The 24,499-nt window shown below is 62.4% G+C and carries 25 protein-coding genes, 1 tRNA gene, 2 pseudogenes and 1 other annotated feature; of the genes and pseudogenes, 12 read left to right on the top strand and 16 right to left on the bottom strand.

All coding sequences use genetic code 11. The annotated features are described in order from the left end of the window. Positions 1-189: 189 nt before the first annotated feature. Positions 190-1,005 carry an oxidoreductase gene (locus KS03_RS06555; RefSeq protein ID WP_035977649.1) on the bottom strand — a complete coding sequence of 272 codons (816 nt, stop codon included), beginning with the start codon at positions 1,003-1,005 and terminating at the stop codon, positions 190-192. A gap of 93 nt (positions 1,006-1,098) precedes the next feature. Here KS03_RS06555 and KS03_RS06550 point away from each other — a divergent pair, with 93 nt between their 5' ends. The 3 genes from KS03_RS06550 to KS03_RS06540 all read left to right on the top strand — a co-directional run bounded on the left by KS03_RS06550 (position 1,099) and on the right by KS03_RS06540 (position 3,668). Beyond that, on the top strand, positions 1,099-1,536 hold the full coding sequence (locus KS03_RS06550) for a winged helix-turn-helix transcriptional regulator (protein WP_015877608.1): 438 nt from the start codon (positions 1,099-1,101) through the stop codon (positions 1,534-1,536). Between the two features lie 204 nt (positions 1,537-1,740). Further along, positions 1,741-2,553, top strand: coding sequence for a DUF1007 family protein (locus tag KS03_RS06545; RefSeq protein ID WP_232252142.1), 813 nt, complete (start codon positions 1,741-1,743; stop codon positions 2,551-2,553). After that, positions 2,547-3,668 carry a nickel/cobalt transporter gene (locus KS03_RS06540; RefSeq protein ID WP_015877610.1) on the top strand — a complete coding sequence of 374 codons (1,122 nt, stop codon included), beginning with the start codon at positions 2,547-2,549 and terminating at the stop codon, positions 3,666-3,668. Before KS03_RS06545 ends, KS03_RS06540 begins: the two co-directional genes overlap by 7 nt. Positions 3,669-4,071: 403 nt before the next feature. Here KS03_RS06540 and trxA read toward each other — a convergent pair whose 3' ends face one another. From trxA to KS03_RS32665, 3 genes and pseudogenes are all read right to left on the bottom strand, one after another. Further along, a complete protein-coding gene (trxA, locus tag KS03_RS06535) occupies positions 4,072-5,310 on the bottom strand; it encodes a thioredoxin (protein WP_015877611.1) in 1,239 nt (412 codons plus the stop codon). An 81-nt stretch (positions 5,311-5,391) separates the two neighbouring features. After that, positions 5,392-5,844 (bottom strand): ATP-binding cassette domain-containing protein, encoded by a 453-nt coding sequence (locus tag KS03_RS32670; RefSeq protein WP_050811451.1) that lies wholly within the window; start codon positions 5,842-5,844, stop codon positions 5,392-5,394. A gap of 40 nt (positions 5,845-5,884) precedes the next feature. Beyond that, a pseudogene (locus KS03_RS32665) lies at positions 5,885-6,049 on the bottom strand (hypothetical protein); the annotation flags it as partial. A 1,135-nt stretch (positions 6,050-7,184) separates the two neighbouring features. Between KS03_RS32665 and KS03_RS29645 the strand changes: the two are divergent. Further along, positions 7,185-8,002, top strand: a protein-coding gene (locus KS03_RS29645) for an IS5-like element ISBugl2 family transposase (RefSeq protein WP_085962427.1) whose coding sequence is annotated in 2 segments (ribosomal slippage) — positions 7,185-7,533 and positions 7,533-8,002 — 819 coding nt in all. Because the reading frame shifts where the segments join, the coding sequence is not laid out codon by codon here. Here KS03_RS29645 and KS03_RS31060 read toward each other — a convergent pair. The 3 genes and pseudogenes from KS03_RS31060 to tcmP all read right to left on the bottom strand — a co-directional run. Then, positions 7,987-8,705 (bottom strand): annotated as a pseudogene (locus KS03_RS31060) (transposase); the annotation flags it as partial. The gene KS03_RS29645 and the pseudogene KS03_RS31060 sit on opposite strands and share 16 nt — an antisense overlap. A 218-nt stretch (positions 8,706-8,923) precedes the next feature. Further along, positions 8,924-9,082, bottom strand: a complete 159-nt coding sequence (locus KS03_RS31055) for a type 2 periplasmic-binding domain-containing protein (RefSeq protein ID WP_230674592.1) — start codon at positions 9,080-9,082, stop codon at positions 8,924-8,926. A gap of 163 nt (positions 9,083-9,245) precedes the next feature. Further along, positions 9,246-9,710, bottom strand: a complete 465-nt coding sequence (tcmP, locus tag KS03_RS29635; protein WP_232252141.1) for a three-Cys-motif partner protein TcmP — start codon at positions 9,708-9,710, stop codon at positions 9,246-9,248. On the opposite strand from tcmP, the gene KS03_RS06510 reads away from it, so the two are divergent. Then, positions 9,695-10,932, top strand: a protein-coding gene (locus KS03_RS06510; RefSeq protein ID WP_088499505.1) for an IS3-like element IS1416 family transposase whose coding sequence is annotated in 2 segments (ribosomal slippage) — positions 9,695-9,986 and positions 9,986-10,932 — 1,239 coding nt in all. Because the reading frame shifts where the segments join, the coding sequence is not laid out codon by codon here. The genes tcmP and KS03_RS06510 overlap by 16 nt on opposite strands. Further along, positions 9,976-10,092: a sequence feature (AL1L pseudoknot), on the top strand. Its footprint overlaps the gene before it by 117 nt. Positions 10,933-10,992: 60 nt before the next feature. Here KS03_RS06510 and tnpC (KS03_RS06505) read toward each other — a convergent pair. The 3 genes from tnpC (KS03_RS06505) to tnpA (KS03_RS06495) all read right to left on the bottom strand — a co-directional run bounded on the left by tnpC (KS03_RS06505) (position 10,993) and on the right by tnpA (KS03_RS06495) (position 13,487). Beyond that, on the bottom strand, positions 10,993-12,579 hold the full coding sequence (gene tnpC, locus KS03_RS06505) for an IS66 family transposase (protein ID WP_012732733.1): 1,587 nt from the start codon (positions 12,577-12,579) through the stop codon (positions 10,993-10,995). A gap of 99 nt (positions 12,580-12,678) precedes the next feature. Then, positions 12,679-13,032: an IS66 family insertion sequence element accessory protein TnpB gene (gene tnpB, locus KS03_RS06500; RefSeq protein WP_012732734.1), complete on the bottom strand. Its 354-nt coding sequence runs from the start codon at positions 13,030-13,032 to the stop codon at positions 12,679-12,681. Continuing rightward, positions 13,032-13,487: an IS66-like element accessory protein TnpA gene (gene tnpA, locus KS03_RS06495; RefSeq protein WP_012732735.1), complete on the bottom strand. Its 456-nt coding sequence runs from the start codon at positions 13,485-13,487 to the stop codon at positions 13,032-13,034. The genes tnpB (KS03_RS06500) and tnpA (KS03_RS06495) overlap by 1 nt, the downstream gene beginning before the upstream one ends. Positions 13,488-13,752: 265 nt before the next feature. Between tnpA (KS03_RS06495) and KS03_RS31050 the strand changes: the two genes are divergently transcribed. Then, positions 13,753-14,307, top strand: coding sequence for a hypothetical protein (locus KS03_RS31050; protein WP_127913895.1), 555 nt, complete (start codon positions 13,753-13,755; stop codon positions 14,305-14,307). Between the two features lie 29 nt (positions 14,308-14,336). Here KS03_RS31050 and KS03_RS06490 read toward each other — a convergent pair whose 3' ends face one another. Further along, complete coding sequence (locus KS03_RS06490; protein ID WP_015877613.1) at positions 14,337-15,383, bottom strand: IS481 family transposase; 1,047 nt, start codon at positions 15,381-15,383, stop codon at positions 14,337-14,339. Positions 15,384-15,502: 119 nt separating this feature from the next. Here KS03_RS06490 and KS03_RS06485 point away from each other — a divergent pair, with 119 nt between their 5' ends. From KS03_RS06485 to KS03_RS06480, 3 genes are read left to right on the top strand one after another with little or no spacing between them, the layout of a single operon-like run. Continuing rightward, a complete protein-coding gene (locus tag KS03_RS06485) occupies positions 15,503-16,738 on the top strand; it encodes a Mu transposase C-terminal domain-containing protein (RefSeq protein ID WP_017432186.1) in 1,236 nt (411 codons plus the stop codon). A gap of 8 nt (positions 16,739-16,746) precedes the next feature. Continuing rightward, positions 16,747-16,935 carry a P-loop NTPase family protein gene (locus tag KS03_RS32660; RefSeq protein WP_015877614.1) on the top strand — a complete coding sequence of 63 codons (189 nt, stop codon included), beginning with the start codon at positions 16,747-16,749 and terminating at the stop codon, positions 16,933-16,935. Between the two features lie 3 nt (positions 16,936-16,938). Further along, positions 16,939-17,541, top strand: a complete 603-nt coding sequence (locus KS03_RS06480; RefSeq protein ID WP_017432184.1) for an AAA family ATPase — start codon at positions 16,939-16,941, stop codon at positions 17,539-17,541. On the opposite strand, the gene tnpC (KS03_RS06475) is transcribed toward KS03_RS06480, so the two are convergent. The 3 genes from tnpC (KS03_RS06475) to tnpA (KS03_RS06465) are packed head-to-tail and all read right to left on the bottom strand — an operon-like array spanning position 17,493 to position 19,883. Further along, positions 17,493-19,049: an IS66 family transposase gene (tnpC, locus tag KS03_RS06475; RefSeq protein WP_012732752.1), complete on the bottom strand. Its 1,557-nt coding sequence runs from the start codon at positions 19,047-19,049 to the stop codon at positions 17,493-17,495. The genes KS03_RS06480 and tnpC (KS03_RS06475) overlap by 49 nt on opposite strands. A gap of 31 nt (positions 19,050-19,080) precedes the next feature. Next, positions 19,081-19,431 carry an IS66 family insertion sequence element accessory protein TnpB gene (gene tnpB, locus KS03_RS06470; RefSeq protein ID WP_012732753.1) on the bottom strand — a complete coding sequence of 117 codons (351 nt, stop codon included), beginning with the start codon at positions 19,429-19,431 and terminating at the stop codon, positions 19,081-19,083. Then, positions 19,407-19,883: an IS66-like element accessory protein TnpA gene (gene tnpA / locus KS03_RS06465; protein WP_012734051.1), complete on the bottom strand. Its 477-nt coding sequence runs from the start codon at positions 19,881-19,883 to the stop codon at positions 19,407-19,409. The genes tnpB (KS03_RS06470) and tnpA (KS03_RS06465) overlap by 25 nt, the downstream gene beginning before the upstream one ends. A gap of 119 nt (positions 19,884-20,002) precedes the next feature. Between tnpA (KS03_RS06465) and KS03_RS31045 the strand changes: the two genes are divergently transcribed. Together KS03_RS31045 and KS03_RS06460 are read left to right on the top strand one after the other, a co-directional pair. Beyond that, the gene (locus KS03_RS31045) at positions 20,003-20,296 is read left to right on the top strand and encodes a hypothetical protein (protein ID WP_017432261.1); all 294 of its coding nucleotides are present in this window, start codon (positions 20,003-20,005) and stop codon (positions 20,294-20,296) included. Further along, positions 20,293-21,591, top strand: a complete 1,299-nt coding sequence (locus KS03_RS06460; RefSeq protein WP_015877615.1) for a TniQ family protein — start codon at positions 20,293-20,295, stop codon at positions 21,589-21,591. Before KS03_RS31045 ends, KS03_RS06460 begins: the two co-directional genes overlap by 4 nt. 212 nt (positions 21,592-21,803) lie before the next feature. On the opposite strand, the gene KS03_RS06455 is transcribed toward KS03_RS06460, so the two are convergent. Both KS03_RS06455 and rpoD read right to left on the bottom strand, forming a co-directional pair. Further along, positions 21,804-21,879 (bottom strand) — tRNA-Ile (locus KS03_RS06455). A 136-nt stretch (positions 21,880-22,015) separates the two neighbouring features. Beyond that, entirely contained in the window at positions 22,016-24,196 is a 2,181-nt protein-coding gene (gene rpoD / locus KS03_RS06450) for an RNA polymerase sigma factor RpoD (protein WP_230674368.1), read from the bottom strand. On the opposite strand from rpoD, the gene KS03_RS32655 reads away from it, so the two are divergent. After that, on the top strand, positions 24,138-24,488 hold the full coding sequence (locus KS03_RS32655) for an RNA polymerase subunit sigma (protein ID WP_230674369.1): 351 nt from the start codon (positions 24,138-24,140) through the stop codon (positions 24,486-24,488). The genes rpoD and KS03_RS32655 overlap by 59 nt on opposite strands. Positions 24,489-24,499: the final 11 nt, after the last annotated feature.

The raw sequence follows: 24,499 nt of genomic DNA, 5'->3' as shown, positions 1-24,499 counted from the left end.
CCCGAGCCCAGCGACGATCGGCGCGGGTGAGGCCCGCGGCACGATCCAGGCCGTCGATACCGGCACCGGCCCACGACCCCGGGCCGGCTCTACCGGCTGGTAGCCCTTGCGGGCTTACTCTCGGCACTGCTACGGATACCGAAGCATTCGGCGAGGACCTCGGGAGCGCACTTCGCCGCCTTCGCTCGCCTATGCCGGCAATCGATTGAATTTACGAATGGCTTTGTCGACCAGGGACTCGGGCAGATAGCGGCGCAGAAAGCGTACTTGACCGGCCTGTTTGCCTGCCGTGTATCGCCGCTTCGGCGCGATCTCCGTCGCCGCTTTCAGCACCGTGGCGGCGACGACCTCGGGAGCGTCACCCGCTGCCATCATGGCCGGTAACTGAGCATGGATCCGGGCGCGATCCGAATCGTAGACGGGCAGTTCGCGGTCCGGCTTGATCGTGTTTTCTTCGAACGAGGTGCGGGTCACGGCGGGTTCCACCAGCACGACGCGGATGCCATGGGTGCGCAACTCATGGTCCAGCGATTCGGAATAGCCTTCCACGGCGTGCTTCGTCGAGGCGTACAGGGCGCTGTAGGGGGATGGAATCAGACCCAGCACGGAACTGATGTTGACGATGCGCCCCTGCTGTCGGCGGCGCATCTGCGGCAGCACGGCGTTGATGATGCGCAGCACACCGAAAAAATTCACGTCGAAGAGCGCGCGGGCCTGCGCGGCAGACGACTCTTCGGCGGCACCGAACAGGCCGATGCCTGCGTTGTTGACCAGCAGGTCGATCTGCCCGGCGGCCGCCAATACCTCGGCAACCATCTTCTGCACGGAATCGTCGTCGGTCACGTCGCACCTCAGCATCGTGATGCCGTCGGCGCTTGCGGAAGGTGCCTTGCGGCTGGTCCCAAATACGCGGTAGCCCGCCTGCCGGAGTGCCAGGGCCGTGGCCCGCCCAATGCCGGAGGAGGCCCCGGTTACCACGGCGACACGCATGTCGTTCTTGCTCATCATCCATTCTCCAGATCGTGGGGAGGCCATGTGTCGAAGGTGTTACTATCGAATCGATATCGACCATCCTAACACAGTAACTATCGAAACAGTATGGACAAGGAAATTCCCTGTGCCGAGCCCTGCCCGATCGCGCGCAGCCTGGCGGTGTTCGGCGACGCCTGGAGTCTGTTGATCCTGCGGGACGCCCATGCCGGGCTGACCCGCTTCGACCAGTTCCGCAAAAGCCTCGGCATTGCTCCGACGATTCTTTCCCGCCGGCTGGCGAAGCTGACGGAGGAAGACATGCTGGAGAAGCGGCTCTACTCCGAGAACCCGCCGCGAGAGGAATATGTTCTGACCGCGGGTGGACGTGACGTCTTGCCGGTGCTGTTCATGATTGGCGCGTGGGGACGCCAGCACCGCGGCGGCGGTGACCTGGTACGCTTCCTCGATGCCGAGGCCGGGACGGAAATCAAGCCGGTGGCCATTGATGAGAATACGGGCGCCCGGATAGGATCGCGCCCAATCCGAGTCGTCCCCCCGGGGTGATCGCCCTGAAGGGGCGCGATAGCAGGCGGTGGCAATCTCTCGGCCGTGACCAGGCAAACATCGTCTTCAACGGCCTGCCAACCTGGATTGAACGATAGCGGCAAGCGACAGGCTTCGGCGGCGCTTGCTGCTGATCCGGTCCGTGCCGGCCGCCAGCGACGGACTCATCGGCAAGGCACCGCGTATCCTGAACGCCTCGGCCCTTTGACGAAGCAGCACTCGGCAGTCGGGCGGCGCATCTCGACTGCGGTGCTCCGAGACAGCGTGGTGCAGGCGGTATCAGCAGCACGATCGCAGCCGCCGGCAACGTTCACGGATTTCAACACCCGCGCCGCTTTCGGCCGAAGCCCCGCTATACTCGCGTCGTCGCGCGCAGCGAGGCGCGGCGCCTCGGCCTGCCGGAACCAACAATCGAAAGCGATGTGCAATCTTACTGTCGTCAGGCGGCTCGCCGGAGCCGCGGCCCTGGTCTTGTCGGTCGCGGCCGCCGCACACCCGCATGTGTGGATCCGGTATGCGGCGCGCGTGCAGATGCAGGGCACGGCCGTGACCGCCATCGCCGAAACCTGGCGTTTCTCGGCAGGCTTCCCGGTGCAGATCGTCGGCATCGACACGTTGCCCGATAACGGGCCGCTCGATGCCAGGCAAACCGAAATCTTCCGCAAGCAGGCGTTTTCCTCGCTCGAGGGCGCGCAGTATTTCAGCCACCTGTTCGTCAACGGCGAAGCGCAGCCGTTCGGCGAGCCGACCGGCTTTCGCGTGTCGATCGATCACGGCAAGCTTGTTTACACGTTTACGCTGCCGCTCAAGGCACCGGTGGATGCCAGCAGCGCGCGCAAGGTGTCGCTCGGCATCTGGGACGACTCCTTCTTCGTGGATTACGAACCGAACGGCACGACGCCCGTGACGCTGGAAGGCCGTCCCGCCGCCACCTGCACCGCGAAGGCGTTCCAGGATCGCGCGCATCCCATCTTCAACGGCCTCTATCTACCGCAGGCATTTGCCTTGTCATGCTGAATTTTTCGCGGCCCGCGCTGGCTTTTTTCCTTGCGTGCTGCGTGGCCCTCGCGGGCATCGGCTGCGCGACGCCGTCGTGCGCTGCCGCGCCCACCGTCGACGTGTTCGGCCAGCCGATCCGGCCGGCCTCGTCGGCCTCCGCCACGCCAGCCGCGCCGCCCGCGCCCGAGCCCGAGGCGCGGCACGCGCTGGTGCTGCCGGAATTCGCGCGCACGGTGCTGGTGACCACGCTGATCTGGCAGGGCAGGCTCAACGCGCACATCGCCGACGTCGCCGCGCAATTGCGGCGCGACGCCTCGCCGTGGGCCTGGCTGACGCTGCTGGCCGTGTCGTTCGCCTACGGCATGCTGCATGCGATCGGGCCGGGGCACGGCAAGCTGGTGGCCGGCGCCTATCTCGGCTCGCGGCGCACGCGCGTGGCGCAGGCGATCGGCCTGGCAAGCTGGGGCGCGGCCGTGCAGGCGATGAGCGCCATCGTGCTGGTGTTCGGCGCGGCATGGTTCGCGCAGGAGGGCATGTCGAACGTGCTGTCGAACGCGGCGTCGCTCGACGTCGTCAGCTACCTGCTGCTGTGCATGGCCGGCCTCTTCATGCTCTACAACACGCTGACGCGCCGCGATTGCTGCGTCGAACCCGGCGCGGCCAGGCTCGTGCCCGACGCACGCGACATCGGACGCGAATCCGACGGCAACACACCCGCCTACCTCGGCGCGAAGCTGCGCGTGCATGCCCGCTCATCGCGCCGCGCGATGGTGGCCAACCCGTCGACGTGGACGGTGACACTGCAGATTCTCGCGACCGGCTTCGCCTCGGGCGTGCGGCCCTGCGTCGGCTCGATCTTCGTGCTGATCGCGTCGGTGACGGCGCGCGCGCCGTGGATCGGCATCGCGGCCGCATTCGCCATCGCCGCCGGTGTGGCCGTGACGGTGACGCTGTTCGGCCTCGGCGCGATCGGCGCGAACCGCTTCGTCATGGGGCGCGGCATCCGCCTGCGGGCGCGGCTGCAGACCGCGCAGCGCGTGGTGGGGATCGCCGGCGCGGCGGCGATCGTGCTGTTCGGGGCGGTGCAGGCGGCGTTGATCTCGATGGGGTATGCGCCGCCCGGGCTGAGCTGAATTTCCCACGATCGGTCGCGCGCGGGCGCGCTTTGATCGCCGCCGCGGCCACATCGGCATCAGTGGCGCCTCGGGATGTACGGCTTCGAAGGGCGCTGTCACGTTGGCGGGGGTGGTCGCGCAGGCGAGCCGCAGCACGAAGGCCTCGCGCGGCGCCGCACGCACGGCGTTGGTCTGGTCCAGGCGTGGGCCGCCTGCAGGCCGGTGTTCACCCCGGCCTGGTGCGCCGGCACGGGCGCCCAGTTCAACCGGTCGAGCGTCGAGCGCGGCCGGCACGCGCAGCGCCTTGAGCGGCGCCACGCCGGCGCCCGCGCGCGCGGCTGCAGCGCCGCGTCGCCGGCCGCCGGCGCCAGCCGCACGCCGCTCATCGGTGATAGGTGCAGCGCGGCGCCTTTCCCACCGTCTAAACTGGCGAAGCCACTTCAGTCTGCCTGGTGAGCGCGATCAGCAGGTCGCCGAACGCCGTGCCGCGCTCCTGCGCGCTGCGCCAGCCTTCGTCGTAATGAAACTTGAAGCGCGCCACGAGTTCCGGATCGACTTCCGCTATCCGCTTACGCATCGCATCGCCCATGGGAGGCTCGGCACCGGTCTCGATCGCATGCTTGTAAATCCCTTTTGCGATGCTGGAAAAGCGGGAATCGTCCTCCGGGCTCCAATTGCACTCGGCCTGCCGGCACTTCCGGACGAAACCGCAAACAGCGGCCACGAAGCCCCTCAACATGTCAGGATTCTTGGCCGCAGAGGACGCGGCCACCTCCAGCACGGCGGCTGCCCTGGCGGCGTTACCCTCTCCGAGCCCGGCTGCCACCGCCTGACAAGCCTGCTTGTGCTCCGCCCAGCTCGCGTCACCCACCGGGGAGCCGTTCGTTTCGGCCGCGTGGAGAGAAACCAGCGCGTCGCGAATCGCCAGCAACCTCGGCTCCCCGTTCAGGGTTTCCGAGACGATGGGGCCTGCCAGAATCGAAGTCAGCAGCTGACCCGGCAGCTTGGAAAGGTCGGCGCCCACCGGTACGCTTTCCAGCCAATCGGCCACGAACAGCGCAGCATTGAAATTGGTTCCCCTATAGGTAAACAACGAGTTCACGACCTCGACCACGGCGCTCGGGATACCCAGCGCGACTGCGCAATCGTCCGGATCGGACGAGCCGGCCACGTAGGCGAGCGCACCGGTGACCTTTTCCGGCCACATGGGCGTATTCGGATCGGCCTGCTTGCGTTCGAGGTAGTCGCGCAATCGAGCGATACGGTCCGCTTTCGCCTGCGCATCGCCGCCGAACGCGGACAGCGTCACTTCCGGGCGCGCCAGTTGCGTCACGGTTCCCAGGTGCGCATCCAGGTAGCTCGCGAGCTGCGTGGCGGTGCGGTTCCCCACGATGCGGCCCGCCTCGTTGGCACCGTTCATCAGCACCAGCGCGGGGATGCCGCGCACGCCAAAGCGCTCGCGCAGGCCAGGATGCTCGTCGACGTTGACCTTGACGATGTCGACCTTGCCTTCGAAGTTCCGCGCCACTTTCTCGAGCGTCGGCGCCAGCGCCTTGCACGGCCCGCACCATTCCGCCCAGAAGTCGATCAGCACCGGACGGCTGTTCAGCGTCACATCGGCCTCGAAGCTCGCTTCGGTCACACTTTTCAAGCTGCTCATTTCAGTTCCCTGTTTACAAGTTCTATCTCGTCGGGCCTTGCCCGACCGACCCACCGGCATCGTCGCGACGCCATCGCGGGGTCATGCAGGATACGCGGACGGCGCCGGGCCGGCCGGCCCTCCCCATGCCGCCGCTTGCGGCTTGGGCGAGAAATCGATGGTCTGCTGATGAAAGGCCAGCAGTTCCTTGCAATGCGCGACGCTGAGGACGGTGGCATGAGGCAGCCGGTCGATCAGCAGCTGGTAGAGATGGCGCTCGCTCTGCGGATCGAGGGCCGACGTGCATTCGTCGAGGAAGATCGTCGACGGGCGGGCCAGCAGCACGCGCGCGAACGCCACGCGCTGCTGCTCGCCGCCGGAAAGTCGGTCGCTCCAGCGGTCGGCATCGAGCAACGATCCGGCAAAGGCGCCCAGGCCACAGGCGCGCAGCACTTCCGCACATTTGCTGGCGCTGTAGGCCAAGGCTTCGCGCGGGTAGGCGATCGCTGCCTTCAAGGTGCCGGCGCGGATGTAGCTGCGCTGCGGCACGAACACGGCGCGCTGCCAGCCATTGTTCGGCCAGCCAGGTAGTCAACCATCGGCGCCAGCGAATTTCGACGATCGACTGCAGCACCTCGGTGGACATCGCCAGCACGATGCCCGCTATCGACATCAACAGGAATTGCAATAGCAGCGACGGCAGTGTCTGAAACCTGCTGCTCCCCACGGCGTCGTAGAACGTGCCAGTCCAGCGATTCAACCAGAGGGCGATATAGATTGCGCTCCAGGCCGAGCACGAAGGCGAGCACCAACGCCGATAGTGCGCCCTCCCTGGTGGCCCAATACGGCGTGGTCAGTTTCCAGACAGATGGAAAGTGACGCCTGGCGTCCCGATCCTCCGCGCGGTCGATCGGGAATGCTCGATTCATCATCATTGCGGGGCCTTCTTCGGTTGCATCGCAAAACTGATCTTGTTCAGGCTGCCGCCCTGCGGCGCCGCGAGGATCGCGGCCACATCGCCCCACGTGCTGATTCGCATTGATGGTGACGGCGAGCAGTTCGCCCTGCCTCGCGGCAGCCTGATCACGCAGCTTCAGTGCCGCGTCGCCCACCACCACCTTGCTCCCCAACACGGCCTTGTCCGCCACGATCGACAGATCGACAGTTGCGGCTTTGCCCCCGGCGGTCGCGGTGCCCGCGCGACCGCGCACTCGCCAGGATCGGACGAACCGACGACAACGTCCACCTTGACAATATCGACCTGCTCGCCGAAGCTGCGCGCCACCTTTTCGAGCGCTGGTTCCTTACACGGTCCGCCCATTCGGCTCGGAAGTCGATCAGCACCGCACGACGATTCTTGGTGACATCCGCCTAGCGGCTAGCTTCCGTCACCTCGTTCGATACCGCCCACGTCGCATTCCTATACATAAGACCAAAAGGCTCGATATGCCCATGCCGCCGTGGCGCGCACAGCGTCATGCCGGGAGCCGGCAGCGCGTGGCCTCCCGGGTCACTTTCCATCGCAGGTGGCATCGGCGCGAAAGCAAAGGTGCCAAGGCTCCCACCCTCGCCGACACGAAACAGTCTAGCGATCCGTTCAGGATTTTTTTTCTAAAAAATTTCTTCTTCGTGGGTCTTCAAGGATTTCCATTCCCCCTCACCCCATGCTCCTGAAATTTCCGCCCGAGGACAGGGCTCACCGCCTTGCTGGATGCAGCATGATCGCCCGTCGAGGCGTGATATTGTCGGTTTGGACGGTGCGCGAACCACATCGATGCGGCCGTCGGCGGTTCGAGCCGGCTGCCTTAGAGGCCAGTTCAAAAACTCCCGAGAGGGGCTGTTTACTTCCTCGGCAAGCTGTTAACCTTGGGCATCAGAACAACGGAAGTCCAAGGATGGAAGCGCCAATCATTGACGACGAACTGTGGATACTGATCGAACCATTGCTGCCACCTGCGAAGCTTCGAGCGAAGAGCGATCCTGGTCGCCCGCGCGTGTCCGACCGTGCGGCTCTCAACGGCATCCTGTTCGTGTTCAAAACGGGAATTCGTTGGAACCACTTGCCGACTCGTCTGGGCTTTGGCTCGGGCGCCACATGCTGGCGGCGATTGAGCGACTGGCAAAAGGCTGGTGTATGGGACCAACTGCACGAGTTGCTACTCGACAAGTTGCGTGCGGCCGGCCAAATCGATCTGTCATACGCTGCGGTCGATTCGTCGTCCGTGCGCGCCGTTGGGGCGGGCGAAAAACTGGCCCGAACCCCACCGATCGCGCGCGACCCGGTTCCAAGCACCACGTCCTCGTAGACGCCAACGGCGTTCCTCTCGTTGCGATCCTGACTGGCGCGAACACCAACAACGTCACGCAGTTGCTGCCGCTCGTTGATGCGATTCCACCCATTCGCGGCGTTCGTGGCCGACCGCTTCAGAAGCCCGGCGTCGTCTACGCCGATCGCGGCTACGATTCCACCCGACATCGTCACGCGTTGCGCGAACGCGGTATCAAGCCCGTGATCGCCAAGCGCCGGACCGAGCATGGCAGTGGTCTGGGCAAGTATCGTTGGGTGGTCGAACGTACGCATTCCTGGCTCCACAATTTCCGGCGCCTACGCACTCGCTTCGAGCGAAGTGCCTACATTCACGAAGCATTCCTCAAACTTGGCTGCTCGATCATCTGTTGGAACATCTTCAGACGAACTGAGCAGGGTTTTTGAACTGGCCTCTTAGCCACTGCGACCTTGCCATCGTGCCGACGCTGCGGCCGTGGTGGAGAGGGCCGGCGTTGTAGCAGCAAGCTGTGAACGCGCATCACCCGATACACGCGTTTGGCGTTCACGGGAGCGATACCCCGGCGCTCCCGCTCGCGGCGCAACATGCCCCAAACGCGGCGGTAGCCGTAGCTCGGCAGCTCAGCGACGGTCTGCCGAATCTCTTCCACCAGTCCGGCATCGTCCGTCTTCCTGGCACTACGTCCATCCAGCCAATCTGCCGGCCTTGCAAGCCTTGCCGCCATGTTCGAGCGCGCTACACCGAGAACGTCGCAGACCTGCTTCACTGCTCGTCCCCCGGCAATGAGGGTGAGCGCGCAATCCATTTTCGCGACTTCGCCACCTCCACCGCCTCACGAAGAATTTCGTTTTCCATGGTCTTTTTGCCGAGCAGTCGCTGAAGCTCACGGATTTGCTTGAGGGCATCGCTCAGTTCCGACGCCGGCACAACTTCTTCGCCAGCACTGACTGCCGAGAGGCTGCCGTCCTGGTAGAGCTTGCGCCAATGAAACAGCTGATTCGGATTCACGCCGTACAGGCGCGCCACCATCGAAACCGTCTTGCCCGGCTCGAAGGTCTCCCTGACCATCGACACTTTTTCTTCTACCGACCACCGCCGCCGGCGCTCGGGTCCCGTCAATACTTCCATCACTTCTTGCTTGGTGTTAGTCAAAAACACAGTCGTATGCCTACCCGTTACTGTAAGTGGGTGACTGTGTCCGGCGTTTCAGGGGGCTGCTCCAGTTGCCAATCTCCTTGAATGAAGGACGCGCATGCCTATCAACGCGTTGATGATAGAAGACTGCTAGCGCCCGTCAACTGATCTTCGAACGGACTGTTACACAGGCCGCCCTGCCCTTCTCAGAATTATTCGCGATGCGGGTGATGCTGGACAAATGTCAGCAACGCTTCACGGAAGTGCGACGCGGCAGGGCTTTGCAAATCATGCCAGGTGACGAGATGCAACGGCGCGCGAAATGCATCATCGCCGATCGCACGGCATCCGGTGGGGCGCAGGTCGCGCATCGGCACGCGATACTCAGCAACGCTGACGGTATGTTGTCTCGCACGCGGTGTGTCCGCAGACCCTTATCGTCACACTGCCGCACAAGCCCACCAGCGTGCGCCGTATGCCGGATGGATTCCAGTTGGCGTCAGCTTTGCGCCGCCGGCGCGGACAGCTCCGACGTCAAAAGAGACTTCGAGTTTCCAGCTGACATGCTTCACGCCACAACTTATCCGCGAGCGGGTGTCGAGCAATAAGGCATAGCCAATAAATAGTCGACTCCTTGCTGTTCCGGACCGGGTACATCGTGTCACAAACGTGCATCCCCGCCTTGCTCACCAGGGCTCTCCAGTGCCCGACGAAAGCATCCCGCATTGCATGCTTTGAGCTCTGTTTCTTCACAACGTGACGCCAGCCGGGAGCGAAGTTATCCAGCGGCGAGTGGTCCGCTTCAAGGCCCGCCGCAATGTTGCGTTGGATATCGCCAGTGCTGAGATGAACCACGATGTCCATCGTGGGCTTGGTGGCGAGCTTCTTGATGATAGAGAAATGCAGATGTCCCGCGTTGAATGGATCAAGCAGTGAACCGCACCGAATTTTGTGGAGGCTCGGATTCTTGAGAGAATCGAGCCATGAACAAGAAGGCAACCAAGTTTTCCCCGGAAGTCCGGGAGCGCGCAGTGCGTCTGGTACGTGAGCAGCGTAGCGAACATCCGTCGATGTGGGCGGCGGTCGAATCGATTGCGCCGATGATCGGCTGTACGCCGCAGACGCTGCTGGATTGGGTCAAGCGCGAGGAGATCGATCGTGGGGAACGTGATGGCGTGAGCACGGCCGAGCGTGAACGCATCAAGGCCCTGGAGCGTGAGGTCAAGGAACTGCGCCGTACCAACGAGATTCTCAAGCTGGCGAGCGCGTTTTTCGCCCAGGCGGAGCTCGACCGCCGATTCAAGTCCTGAAAGCCTTCGTTGATCAGCATCGCGACACCTTCGGGGTCGAGCCGATCTGCAAGGTCTTGCGGATTGCCCCGTCGGGCTACCGACGCCATGCTGCGCGGCTTCGTGATCCGTCCAAACGCTGCGCTCGTGCCAAACGCGATGAGGTCCTGCAACCCGAGATCAAGCGTGTCTGGCAGGCCAACATGCAGGTCTACGGTGTGCCGAAGGTCTGGAAGCAGATGAACCGGGAGGGCATTGTGGTCGCACGCTGCACGGTCGGGCGGCTGATGAAGCTGCAGGGCTTGCGTGGCGCAGTTCGCGGCAAGCGGGTTCGCACGACGAATCCCGATACGAGCGCTGCGCGCCCGCTGGACCGGGTCAACCGGCAGTTCAAGGCTGAGCGCCCAAATCAGCTTTGGGTGTCTGACTTCACCTATGTCTCGACATGGCAGGGTTGGCTGTACGTGGCGTTCGTGATCGACGTGTTTGCCCGTCGCATCGTCGGTTGGCGCGTCAGTTCGTCGATGAGCACGGACTTCGTTCTGGATGCGCTCGAACAGGCGCTGTACGCGCGCCAACCGGGCGACGATGGGACCTTGATACACCACTCCGATAGGGGGGCTCAATACGTCAGCATTCGGTACAGCGAACGTTTGGCCGAGGCGGGTATCGAGCCGTCCGTCGGCAGCCGTGGCGACAGCTACGATAACGCGCTGGCTGAAACGATCAACGGTCTCTACAAGACTGAACTGATTCATCGGCGCGCCCCTTGGAAAACGAGGGAATCCGTCGAACTGGCAACGCTGGAATGGGTCGCCTGGTACAACCATCATCGGCTGATGGAACCGCTCGGCTATATCCCGCCTGCCGAAGCTGAGGCAAACTACTACAGGCAACTCAGAAATGCTGCTGAAGTGCCTGCATTAACTTAAACCGTAAGCGCTCAATTCGCCACACGTTGACGGTCGGGCCGAAGCTATGCGCTCGATCGATCAAGGCGGCGGCGGTGTAGCCGTTTGCCGTTTCGCGAAGTTGAACGGCAGCAAGTCCGTGATGTCGGCATCCGGGGCTCGCTGAGGCAGTTCGGTGAGCACATGAAGCAGGTAGGCATACGGCTCGACGTTGCATGCGCGGCACGTGAGCATGAGACTGTAGACCATTGCGCTCGCCTTCGCGCCAGCGACCGTGTCGCTGAACAGCCAAGATTTGCGGCCTGTGCAGAAGGGCCTGATGTCGCGTTCGATAACGTTATTGTCGATTGGGGCGCGGCCGTCGATGACGTAGCGGCTCAGATACTCCCATTGATTGCGCGTATAGCTGATCGCCTTGCCCAGCAGACTTTCGGGCAACACGTGTGGCGCCTGCTCGTCCAGCCAGGTCTTGAATGCAGTGAGCAACGGCACGCTATGTTCCTGGCGTAATCGGTACGTGTAATCGTCGCGGGTTTCTCCTTCGGGCAGACCGCCCTTGGCGAGCGTCTCGACCTGATACAACGCCTTGAAGTACTCAAGAGCCTGTGCCGCACGCCCACCGGGCTTCTTCTGACCTTTGAGCGCATCGACGAACGCCCTACGGGCGTGGGCAAGGCAGCCCAAGTGCGTCGCTGCGTCGAGCGTGCGCCACGCAGCGTAGCCGTCACTCATCAGCATGCCCGTGTATCCGGCCAGGAACGCTTGCGGATACTCTTGGCCGCGCCCTGGCTGGTAGTCGAACAGCACCACCGGCTGCTCGCATTGCTCGGCACTGCGATAGACCCACATATACGAGGTGCTTTGCGCGGTCTTGCCCGGTTCTTTGAGAACCTGCACCGTCGTCTCGTCGCCGTGAATCAACTGTTGCGATAGCAGCGTTTGGCGCAAGGCCTCGTACAGTCGGCTGTAGTGCAGTTGAGCGGGCCGGATGATCCAGTTGGCCAGCGTGCCGCGGCCCACCGCGATGTTCGCGCGCGAGAGCGCATCCTCCATGCGGTATAGCGGCGTGCCATCGACATATTTGCCCGCCGTCACGGTGGCGATGAGCGCTGCGCTCGCATTGCTGCCCGGCAGCGGCTGCGCCGGCATCGGGGCGGTCACGATCGGCGTGCTCTCGGCATTGCGCTCGCAGTGGCGACATGCGTACTTGAAGCGAACGTGCTGCAGCACAGAGGCTTTCACTTCGAAGTGCAGTTGCTCGCTGACTTCTTCGCCCATGCGATGCATCGCGCTGCGGCAGCAGGGGCAGACCTTCTCATCGTCGGGTAGATCGTATTCAATGCGCTGGCGCGGCAGCTCGGCCGGCAACGGTTTGCGGCCTCGCTTGCCCCGCTCTGGCTCATCGGGTGCGGGCAGCCCTGTGTCCGGCAACGCGAACGCGTCGTCGTCGGGGTCCTCCGATGGCGCTGCCGCAGCCATCTGCTCGGCCTCGTCGAATACGCGGTCCTTCAGCTTCTCGCTGCTCGGTGCGAAGCGTTTGCTCTGCGCCAAGCGGAACTGCTCCTCCAACTGGGCGATGCGTTCGCCTAGTTGTCGGTTGCGCGCCTCCAGTTCTCGGATATAGGCCTGAGCGGCCGACGGCAATTGCGAGAAGTCATGTTCGTCCATGCCGCTCACCATACCGGAGCGGCGCGCCCAGTGGGTTTACGGAAATGGGCAACAACCGTCGCGCGCGTTGTTTACCGACAACATCAGTTGGCGCCGCCTTCAACTCGCATGACGATACCGGCGCGCCGGGTGTCGCTGCATGGCGTCGATATCGATGCCGTCGAGCAGCCAGTGAAGCTGCTCGGTCGTCAACTCGATCACCGCTTGCTCTCGGTGGGGCCAGACGAAGTGGTCCGCTTCAAGACGCTTTAACATGAGCCAGAAGCCGGTGCGCTCATACAGCAGCAGCTTGACCCGATTGCGCTTGCGATTGCGGAACGCGAATATCGCTCGCGCGAACGGATCGAGCTGTAACGACTGCTCGACCAGCATCACGAGGCTGTTGATGCCGGCTCGGAAATCAATCGCATCGCGGTGCAAGTAGACCCGCAATTCGGCGTCGAGCCGAAACATTAGCGCACTCCCAATGCTTCGATCATCGCTCGCACGAGGGCGGCATCGTGCGCTGCGCATTCGAGTCGCAGCGTCACGCCATTGGGCAACTGCGCCGAAAGTCGAGCCTGCACGGCGGAGCTTATCGAGTGGTTCTTCTTCGGCGATTCAGGCGCGGGTGCGCGCTGCGCCACGGACATCACGTCGTTGACGGTCACGACCGGTACGAATGCCGATGGCGCCGGCTTACGAGTTGTCGTCAGCGCAGTCCCGCTCGTACGCTCGCGCAAGTGAATCCATTTATGCAGTTGGTTCGCGTTGACGCCGGCCTTCAGCGCAAGTCCGGCAATCGACGCACCTGGCTGCATACAGGCCTCGATCAGCTTGCGCTTACCCTCTGGATCAAAGCGTCGCTTGCCGGTGGCGGTCACGCCCGTCACCCGCAGCGGAAAGAAATCAACTTCGTTCTCTGTCATAGGTTGCGTCCGCAAGTTGTGGTTGCGGACGCAAGCCTGCGCGCATTCATCCGGGAATTCTAGGTGCGCTTAAATTCGCGCTTACCTTAAACCAACCGGCCTCCACGATTCCCGGTGCGGTTCACATCGAGCAACGCCGCCAGGTTACGAACACTTCGCGCTTCACATCGCCGTCGGCACCAGGTTCGAGTTCGAAGGTCAGGAACTGACCATCACACTGGTCGGCGAAAAGAGCGTTGTCTGCAACAGGCAGGACCATACGACTATGGCGCTTCAGCGTGACTGGCTATTGGCCGCTCACGACCGAAATCGAATCCGAGTCATCGAGGCTACGGCTCCCAACGACCTCGGTCTGAGCCGATATACCGAGGCTGAATACGCGGAAGCCCTTCGGCGCCAGACGTTGCTTCATTCGGAATCGGCGACGGCTACGGTTTCCGCGCGTACCTTGCGGCGATGGAATACCTGCCAGGCCATCGCACGCGCCAATGGAGACCATGAGATTCTGGCATTGGTACCTCACATCGCTGCGCGCGGAAACCGCACCGCTCGTCTGAGTGAGGAGCAGATTGACCTGATGGACCGCGTCATCGACGAGCACTGGAGAAACAGCAAGGCGATTAACTACAAAACCTGTCATCGGCATCTTGTAGTGGTGTGTTCGCAGGAAAACGTAACGACACCGTCGTATCCGACGTTGATTAAGCACATTAAATCGCAGACAACCAACCATGACACCCGGATTCGTGAGGGCAAACGCCTGGCGTACCAGAAGGATGCGTTTGTGGATGTCATGTGTAGAAGTCGCGACCCGATCTGACAGTTACCCGTTCCGACGGTGCGTGACTGTCAGATCAGATTCAGGTGGCTCACTTTCTCCTTCCACACCTCCTTGCCCGCGATGAGCGTTTGCAAAGGCGTGCGACCACAACACATCTTACCTTGATGCGTTCGCTCGCCGTTGTAGTACATCAGCCAAGTATCGAGATCGACCTGCAGTTCCGCCAGCGTCAGATAGAGCTTGTGGCGGAACGCGACCTGATAAAACTCCTGCAGGATGGTTTTATGGAACCGCTCGCAGATGCCATTGGTCTGCGGATGTCGCGCCTTGGTTTTGGTGTGCTCGATGTCGTTCAGCGCCAGGTACAGCTGATAATCGTGCGATTCCGGCTTGCCGCAATACTCCGTGCCTCGATCGGTCAGCATGCGGATCACACCCATGCCGTGCTCCTCGAAGAACGGCAACACCCGGTCATTGAGCAGATCGGCCGCCGTGATCGGTGTCTTGGTCGTGTACAGCTTGGCCATCGCCACTTTGCTGTAGGTGTCGACGAAGGTCTGCTGGTAAATCCGGCCTACGCCCTTGATCGTGCCCACGTAGAACGTGTCCTGCGAGCCCAAATAGCCGGGATGAGCGGTTTCGATTTCGCCATGAGCCACATCGTCGTCCTGCTTTCTTTCCAGCGCGGCCACCTGGTCCTCGCTCAGCACGATGCCTTTTTCAGCGACCTGCTTCTCCAGCGCCACGAGCCTCAGCTTGAAGGACGACAACGCGTGACGCAGCCAGATCGAACGAACGCTGGATGCAGACACGAAAATGCCGCGCCGGCGTAATTCGTTGCTGACCCGAACCTGCCCGTGGGCGGGCTGCTCGATGGCATAGGCCAGCACGGCGATTTCCGTCGCTTCATCGACTCGATTCTTGGGATTCGGCTTGCGCCGATTGCTGTCGAACAGGGCATCGACGCCGCCCTCGGCCACGGCGTTCTGATAGCGGTAGAACGTATCGCGCGACAGCCCCATCACCTTGCAGGCCTTCGACACGTTGCCCAACTCGGCGGCCAGATTCAGCAGACCGATCTTGTGGCGGATGACATTTTGGTTGAGACTACTCACGGGGTTACTCCTTGGCGCTTGCGCGCTGTTTTGATGAAGATTCGCACCTCTATCAAAACGGGTAACCCCGCCTCTTGGCAAGGCCTTACTGTCAGATCAAGTCTGAACTTCTACATGTCATGCACTACCACACGCCGATACATGGCAGCCGACCGTTCCAGTATGTACATATCGACCACACTGAACTGGACATTGAACTAATCTCCAGCCGCACGAGCAAGAATCTCGGCAGGCCGTGGTTGTCCCTCGCCGTGGACGCATATCCGCGGCGTATTGTCGGCATATTCCTGAGCTATGACCCGCCGTCGTACCACTCCGTGATGATGGTGGTTCGTGACATAGTCCGGCGATTCAAACGACTGCCAGAACTCGTCTTTGTGGACAACGGCAGCGACTTCCGGTCCGACGCATTCAAGTCCTTTCTCAAGGCGATGGGTTGTCATCTCCGTTTTCGTCCGTCCGGCAACCCACGTCACGGTACGGTACTCGAGCGCATGTTCGGGCGACTGAACGTCGACTACATCCACGGCCTCGCGGGCAACACGAAGGCCACAAAGCACGTCCGGATGGTTTCCGGTTCGCATCTGCCCAAGAATCTCGCCGAGTGGACGCTCGAACCACTCTATTACGGGGTCGAGTATTGGGCTACGGAATACTACGACCAGGAGCAGCATCCTGTTCTAGGCGAGTCCCCGCGTGAAGCATTTCTGCGCGGCTTGCGCGAGAGCGGCTCGCGGGAACACCTGCACATCCAGTTCAACCGCGATTTCCTGATTGCCACATGCCCTCCGGTTGACCGAGAAGGCTTGCGTCGAGTTCATCCGCAGCGCGGCGTAAAAGTGAACGAGAGGCTTTACCACAATCCTGCGTTCCAGTCGTTCCAAGTCGCTGGTCAACGACTCCCAGTCCGGTACGACCCGTGGGATGCATCGTCCGTCTATGTACGCGTGAAGGACCAATGGGTTCAGGCTATTTGCCCGAGCCTGAACGGCCTTGGTCAACTTACCGAGAATGAACGGAAAGCTCTGACGCAGGAATACGACCGACGCTACCGCACATCTGTCAGTGACGAGCAGGATGCGCAACGGCTCAAGGAATTCATGCGCACCTTCACGCCGGAGGGCGCGTTGGCCGTTGCCTTCGAGCGCCAGGTTGAAAACAAGTCGCTGTATAACAGTTTGCAGTTCGCGAGCATTGCTCCCGTCGCGCCGCTACACCGATTTAGCCTCACCGAGGAAACATCGAGCGCTGCCGAATCGCCGGCAGAGACAAGGTCATCGACACCAACCAATCCGGTCCAATCGCTGCCTGAGGCAGCAGCGTGGGACGACATTCCCGACCTTGACACGTTTTGAGGTGATTCATGAAACAACACTCCGCACCACTTTCGCCGATTCCGAATTCGGCGAGCATGCTGCTCGGCAAGCGCATCAGACACCCGCGCATCGCGCAGGTCATGTCTGAACTGGAAACCTTGATTTACCCCGGCAGCCAGGACAGCACGCTCCTCGTTTGCGGCCCGACTGGCGCCGGCAAGACCACGCTGGCCTGATACATGGTCGAGGCGGCAGTTGAGCGCGCCTCCGCCGCAATGGAAGCCGACGCCGGAACGATTCCGGCCATCTTCGTCGAGGCACCTGCCTCTGGTGAGAACGAGTTCTCGTGGAGACTTTTCTATCGGCAGATTCTCGCTCAGCTTGGCGACGACCTCGACTCGCCGAAAGCGGCCTATGGTATCGACCAGCAGTCTGGACGCATGGTCCGGCCGCGCGGCGCCAGTGGCAACAGCCTCGCGGCGCTGAGAACGGCCGTCGAACGTGGGCTGCGCGAGCGGCAAGTCCAGTTCCTCGTCATTGACGAAGCCGCTCACATCATTCACCAGACGCGCGGCAGTTCCAAGCTGGAGATTCAGCTTGATACGCTGAAGTCATTGGTGAACCAGTGCGGCACGCAGATGGTGTTGGTCGGCTCCTACGACCTGTACCGACTCATGTCGTTGTCCGGCCAACTCGCCCGACGCTCGCATGTCCTGCATTTCGAACGCTATCGGCAGGACCGTCCCGAGGATGTTCGAGCGTTCATCGGTACGCGGTCTTTTAACGACGCCCCTCAGCGGTTGAGGCCAGCAGACATTCTCCAAGGCATGAGATCGGCGTAGTCGTCGGCGGTTGCAGCGAGCGGCAACCTGGTGAACAGCCAGACCAGATAGCGATACGGCTCGATGCCGTTCGCCTTGCACGTCTCGACGAGGGAGTACAGGTTGGCACTGGCCTGCGCACCGGCGACCGTATCAGAGAACAGCCAGCCCTTGCGGCCGACGACGAACGGCCTTATCGCGTTCTCGCACAGGTTGTTCGAGATCGGCCAGTTGCCGTTCTCGACGTAGCGGACCAGCTTGGGCCACTGTCCGTTCATGTACTGCAATGCCTTGCCGAGCAAACTCGACGGCACGACGCCCGGCAGATGCTCGATTAGCATGCGCTCGATGATGACGAGCACGCGGGCGCTGTACCGGGCGCGCAGCCGTCGCCGACGTTCAGACTCCCACTTCGCACTGCGCGCCTCGGCCGCGAACAGCTTGCCGATCAGTGCCACGAAGCGTGTGGCCAGCAGATCCGGTGAGCGTGCCGCCTTCGGCACCGACTCCTCGGCCTTGATGAAGCCGCGGCGCACGTGTGCCCAGCATCCGAGATGCACGAGCTGGTGATCGTGGGCGATGCCGTTATAGAGCTCGTAGCCATCCGTCATCAGCGCAGTGCCGGGCTGTACACCGGCATACAGCTTCTGCGCATGTTGAGCACCGCGCCCGGGCGAGTAGGAGAACATCCGCACGGACGGCCCCGAGCCGTTGACCTGCGCCCACAGGTAACTCTTCGTCTGCGGCCTTCGTCCTGGTTCCTTCAGCACCTGGAACGTGGTTTCGTCGCCGTAGATCAAGTTCGATTCGAGCAGCGCGTCGCGCATCAGGTTGATCACCGGCTGCGTGGCCAGACCTACCCGCACCACGCTGGCGGCCAGCGTATTCGACGAGATGTCACCGCCGAAGCGACGCAGCAGTGTGGCCTGACGATACAGCGGCATGCCGTACTGATACTTGCCGGTGATGATCCACGCCAGCGCGGATTCCGTGAGCAGCCCGCGCGGAATGATGCGCGTCGGCGCCAGCGTGACCTTGATGCCGAGATCGCAGCATGGGCACGCGTACTTGACCCGCTGGTGCTGAACGACGCGCACTTGCTCGGGAATCACGTCGAGCTGTTCGCTCGTTTCCACGCCGATCTCGACGAGGGCCTGGCCGTCATGGGCGCAGAACCGTTCGGACTCGGGCAGCTCGTGCCGCACGACCTCGCGCGGCAGATTCGGATCGAGTGGTTTGCGCCCGCGCTTGCCTCGCGTGTGGGCCGCGACCGATGTACCGGGCATATCCTCGCGCGCGGGCGCGTCGGCAGTCGTCGCCAGCGCCTCGGCTTCGTTGAACAGGCCGAGCTGGTCGGCATGGCGCGCCTCGCTCGAGGCGCCGAACAGTTCGTGCTTGTAGGCCCGCAGTTTCTCTTCGGCCAGATCGCGCTGAGCCGTCACGAGCCGAAGCTCACCGCGCAGCGCATCGCGTTCGGCGAGCAGTGCCTGGTATTGCTCAACACTCGGCATGACGGGGCTGTTCGGCATGGCCAATTAGACCACGCCACCTGCGTGGTGTTCAGCTCATCCGCGCGTAATATCGCTGGGGATGCTTCTGGATCACGGCCAGGTCGATGCCGTCGAGCAGCCAGTGCAACTGCTCGGTGCTGATCGTGATCGTGTCGCCACCGTTCGGCCAGACGAAGCGGTCGGCTTCGAGTCGCTTGAGCAGTAACCAGAAACCGTTGCCGCCCCAGCCGAGGATCTTGACTCGATCACGACGGCGGTTGCCGAAGACGAACAGCGCCGAGGTCATTGAGTTCAGGCGCATCGCCTGTTCGACCAGGATCGACAGCCCGTTGATGCCCATGCGGAAGTCGACCGGATCGCGATGCAGGTAGACCTTCAGCCCTTCGTCGAACCGGAACACGGCAGCCTCCCGAGCATCTGGACGAGCATCGTCAGTTCATCGAAGTTCGCCTGGCTCAGCTCCAAGGAAACGCCGTTTGGTAAGTGCACCTTCAGCGAGGACACCGCAGCCGATTTAGCCGGAGTGGGGGCAGCCGCAGAGGTGACGACCTGCATGAAGGCTGATTCCTCAGGCACGGAAGCCGTCGACAACTCGACGCGAGCCTCTCGTGACGGCTCCGCCGCGGAGCTGGCTATCTCGCCCGCGGCTTGTTCGCGCTGATACTTGGAAATCCACGTCCGAACGAGGTTCGGATTGATGTCGTGCTCCATGGCCGTCCGCGCGATCGACACCCCTGGCTTCAGACACGCCTGTATCAACTCGCGCTTCGCATCCTCGTCGTACTTGCGCCGTCCGTCTCGCTTGCGATCGGCCACCAACCGGCTCTGCAAACCTCCGTGTTGCTCGTTCATGCACACCTGTCCACGCTCATTGAACATGGACACGTAGCCTCGGTGAATCAGCCTCGTCGTGCAATGGCGTCCTTCAAAGAGCGCTTACGTTCATCGCCTGCATCCAAGCATTCGAAAAGATGCTTCCTGAACTCTGGCGCGGCGAACTGACACGTTACGCAGAAGCGCTCCACGAGAACACGCTAGGCTGCATCGGTACGTTGAGCAGCGTGCTCACTCGAGCAGCCAGGCTGGCCGAAGCCGACGGGCGTTGGTCAGAGGACGCGCTACGGCGAGCGCTGCTCACCGAAGCACAGCGCGACCGGATATTGGCCGAAATCCTCGACGGCGAGGAGGCCATCAATCCCGATCTCACCCGCATCATGCGTGGGCCGCAGCGTCAGGCATCAGCTGGCAGAAGGAGTGCCGCATGAGTTACACGATTTCAAATCCACGCTCGACACTGCACGCTCTCGAACCCATCGGCCTCGGCACGCCCGAGGTTGAAAGCCTGCTCAGCTACTTCTGCCGGCTGGCCGTGTCGCATAGCGTGTCTGTGGCGGCGCTTTGCCGGCAAGTCGCCAAAACTGTTGGCTGGGAGCTTTCAGAGAAGCACGAATGGCACGTGGGGAACATCGGCGGCATCGGGGAACCAGCAAGCAACTGGTCTGCCGCGCTCTCAGCTCTTACGAGCGCCGAACGACTCGACAGACTCACACTGCTGCCATGGCGTGACGTTATTGCTCAAACCAGCCTGGCCGCGACGCGCTCACGTTGGTGTCCGGCATGCTTCGCAGAGGACCGGGACAGCGGCAAAACGCCTTATTTCCGCCTGGCATGGGACGTGGGGGCAGTGAATGTATGCGCCAAGCACAAGGTCGATCTGGTGCACATCTGTCCGGATTGCGGACGCGCTGACGCGCGGCACAAGTCGGCCTACGTCGTCCCCGGCTGGTGCGCGCACTGCGGGGCTTTTCTCGGCGATGGAGAGCCGCCTGCGCCTGCTTCTCCGGAGGAGCTCTGGAAGGCGACTCAGGTCGGGGCGATGCTGGAAGCTCAAGCGTCACTCGAAGCGCCGCCTGCCCGCCAAGGAATGCTTGACGCGATACAAACGCTTGTTACCCAGGTCGACAACGGAAAGGGAGCAGTTTTTGCGCGGCGTCTGGGCCTGAGCAAGACTACGGTGCATCACTGGTTGAAGGAAGGCGGCGCTCCTGCGTTAACAGCACATTTGCGCATCGCGTCACAGACCGGATTGCCGCTCCAGCGGTTGCTAACGGGCAATTTGGACGATTGGACTCCGTCCACGGCAGAAATCCACCAGTTGGCGATGCTGTTCCCCGCTGAGACAAAACGGGCGACCGCCCGCTCAATCGACTGGGAGAAGGTTCGCAGCGAATTGCACACGTTCAGCAGACTGCCGTCCATCATTAGCGTAGCGGAGGCAGCACGCCGCCTCGACGTCGATACCAGGCTGCTGTACCAGAATGCGAACAAGGAAGCGCGCGTCCTTGCCGAACGCTGGAGGCAATATATGCAGCGCCGGAAAGAACAGAGCCTGGTCAATGCCCGCACCGTCATCGAGGCGGCATGCCGGGACATCATCGCCGACGGCAAGGCCATCAACCTGCGGGAGCTTAATGCTCGAGTGCCCAAGGAGGTTCTGGGCAGCATCCGCGGCGTCATAGACGTGCTCCAGGAGGTCAAGGAGGCGCTGGGCGTGAGCTAGGCACCCGCACCCCCTTCACAGCGAAAAAGCCGGCGCGCACGCCGGCTTTTTTACGCCCATTCGCGGCTGCACGCCGCGAACAAAGTTTTCACGCTACCACCGATTCCCGATAAAGCAAAATGCGTCCTATCGGAAAATAAAGCATAACCTGTCCAGGTGGACACTTTATGCTTAACGGCACAAACACGCATCGGATGCGATAGGGAGAGGAATGGTGGGCCCGGCGGGGTTCGAACCCGCGACCAATCGATTATGAGTCGACTGCTCTAACCGCTGAGCTACAGGCCCTGACTACGATGCGAGGGGGTTTCGCATTGCGGCGCGCCCCGCCGCAGATACCGGGACGGCATTGTACCGAATAATTGGGGAGTGAAGAACCGCCGCCGGCAACTTCGGCGGCGGCGGCGCTGTGCACGGATGCCGATCAGTTCCCTTCGAGGAACGATTTCAGCTTGTCCGAACGGCTCGGATGACGCAGCTTGCGCAGTGCCTTGGCCTCGATCTGGCGAATCCGCTCACGCGTGACGTCGAACTGCTTGCCGACTTCCTCGAGCGTATGGTCGGTGCTCATCTCGATGCCGAAGCGCATCCGCAGCACCTTTGCCTCGCGCGGCGTCAGCGAATCGAGCACGTCCTTGACGACGTCGCGCATGCTCGCATGCAGCGCGGCATCGGCCGGCGCAACCGTGTTCGAATCCTCGATGAAGTCGCCCAGATGCGAATCGTCGTCGTCGCCGATCGGCGTTTCCATCGAGATCGGTTCCTTCGCGATCTTCATGATCTTGCGGATCTTGTCCTCGGGCATCTCCATCTTCTCGGCGAGCGTCGCCGGATCAGGTTCGAGGCCGGTTTCCTGCAGGATCTGACGCGAGATCCGGTTCATCTTGTTGATCGTCTCGATCATGTGAACCGGGATCCGGATGGTGCGCGCCTGGTCCGCGATCGAGCGCGTGATGGCCTGGCGGATCCACCACGTCGCATAGGTCGAGAACTTGTAGCCGCGACGATATTCGAACTTGTCCACCGCCTTCATCAGGCCGATGTTGCCTTCCTGGATCAAGTCGAGGAACTGCAGGCCGCGGTTCGTATACTTCTTAGCGATCGAGATCACGAGACGCAGGTTGGCCTCGGTCATCTCGCGCTTGGCCTGGCGCGCCTTCAGTTCGCCGGCCGCCATCTGCCGGTTGGTTTCCTTCAGGTCCTTCAGCGGCAACACCACGCGCGCCTGCAGGTCGAGCAGGCGCTGCTGCTGTTCGTGGATCGCCGGGATGTTGCGCACCAGGATCGCGCTATACGAATGGCTTTCCGCCGCAACCTTCTCGGCCCACGTGAGATCGGTCTCGCTGCCCGGGAAACGCGCGATGAATTCCGAGCGCGGCATGCCGCACTTGTCGACGACGATGTGCAGGATCTGGCGCTCGACCTGCCGGACCTCATCCACCTGCGCGCGCAGCGTGTCGCACAGACGCTCGACGGTGCGCGCGGTGAAGCGGATCGACATCAGTTCGTTCTGGATGGTTTCCTGCGCCTTCAGGTAGGACTTCGACTTGTAGCCCTCCTTCTCGAACGCACGACGCATCTTGTCGAACCACTCGCTGATCAGCGCGAACTTCTCGAGCGAGGCGCGCTTGAGCGCTTCGAGCTGGGCGGCGTTGGCGGTGGCCTGGGCGGCGCCGTCGTCGTCCTCCTCTTCCTCGTCCTCGTTCGCCTCCTCTTCTTCCTCCTCGGCTTCCTCGGCCTCTTCCGCTTCCTTCGCGTTGAAGCCGTCGGTGTCCTCTGCGTTCGGATCGAGCAGGCCGTCAACGAGTTCGTCCACACGAATCTCGTCGTTGGCAACGCGCTCGGCCATCGCGAGGATGTCAGCGATCGTGGTCGGGCACGCGGAAATCGCCATCACCATGTGGCGCAGGCCGTCCTCGATACGCTTCGCGATCTCGATTTCGCCTTCACGCGTGAGCAGCTCGACCGTGCCCATCTCGCGCATGTACATCCGCACCGGGTCGGTCGTGCGACCGAACTCGGAATCGACGGTCGACAGCGCGACTTCGGCTTCTTCCTCGACTTCGTCGTCCGACGAAGCGGCGGGCGCGTTATCGTTGAGCAGCAGCGTTTCCGCGTCGGGCGCCTGCTCGTACACCGCCACGCCCATGTCGTTGAACGTGCCGATGATGCCTTCCAGCGCTTCCGTTTCCGTGAAGTTGTCGGGCAGGTGGTCGTTGATTTCGGCATAGGTCAGGAAGCCGCGCTCCTTGCCCAGCTTGATGAGCGCACGCAGCTTCACGCGCCGCTCCTCGAGCTCCTCGGCGGTGCCGGGTTGGCTCGACGCGAACGCTTCCTTCAGCAGCAGCTTTTCCTTCGCGCGGCGGTCGCGCGCCTTGGTCGTCTTTTCCTTGCCCGCTGCAGCGGCCGTCGGCTGCTCTTCGCTCTGGGTTGCGTCGTCATCGACGGATACTTCGTTCAGCTTTTTCGTCATGGAGTTCGCCGTACCGGCTAATTCGACTCGCGGCTGCTGGACAACAGCCTGTTGAACCGTGGATGCTTGAGTAGTGCGTACTGCCGTTTCGTCCGCGGCGGCAGCCGCTGCCCTTGCGCTATTCGCACTGATCCGCTCCGCCGGCGGCCTTGCCGCCGCATGCGATTCGGATTTCGCGACGGCCCGTGATGCACGAACCGTCGGTGCCGGCGCAGCCTTCGCGGTGCCGGCCACGGTGCGTTTCCTGCCAGCGGGCGACGCGCCGGACACCGACTTCGCGGAACCAGCAGATCGGGCCTTCGTGACCTTGGAGGTCGGCTCGTCGGAGCCCTTGCCCACTGCTGTCTTCCCGCCTGCCGTCTTTGCCATTGCGAATTTCGCCTCTGTGCTCAGAAAACAAACCGCTGAAAACCTTGTATTATAGCACGTTGGGGT

The sequence above is a fragment of the Burkholderia glumae LMG 2196 = ATCC 33617 genome (assembly GCF_000960995.1).
Taxonomy (GTDB): domain Bacteria; phylum Pseudomonadota; class Gammaproteobacteria; order Burkholderiales; family Burkholderiaceae; genus Burkholderia; species Burkholderia glumae.
This window is presented reverse-complemented; position numbering and strand designations above follow the sequence as displayed.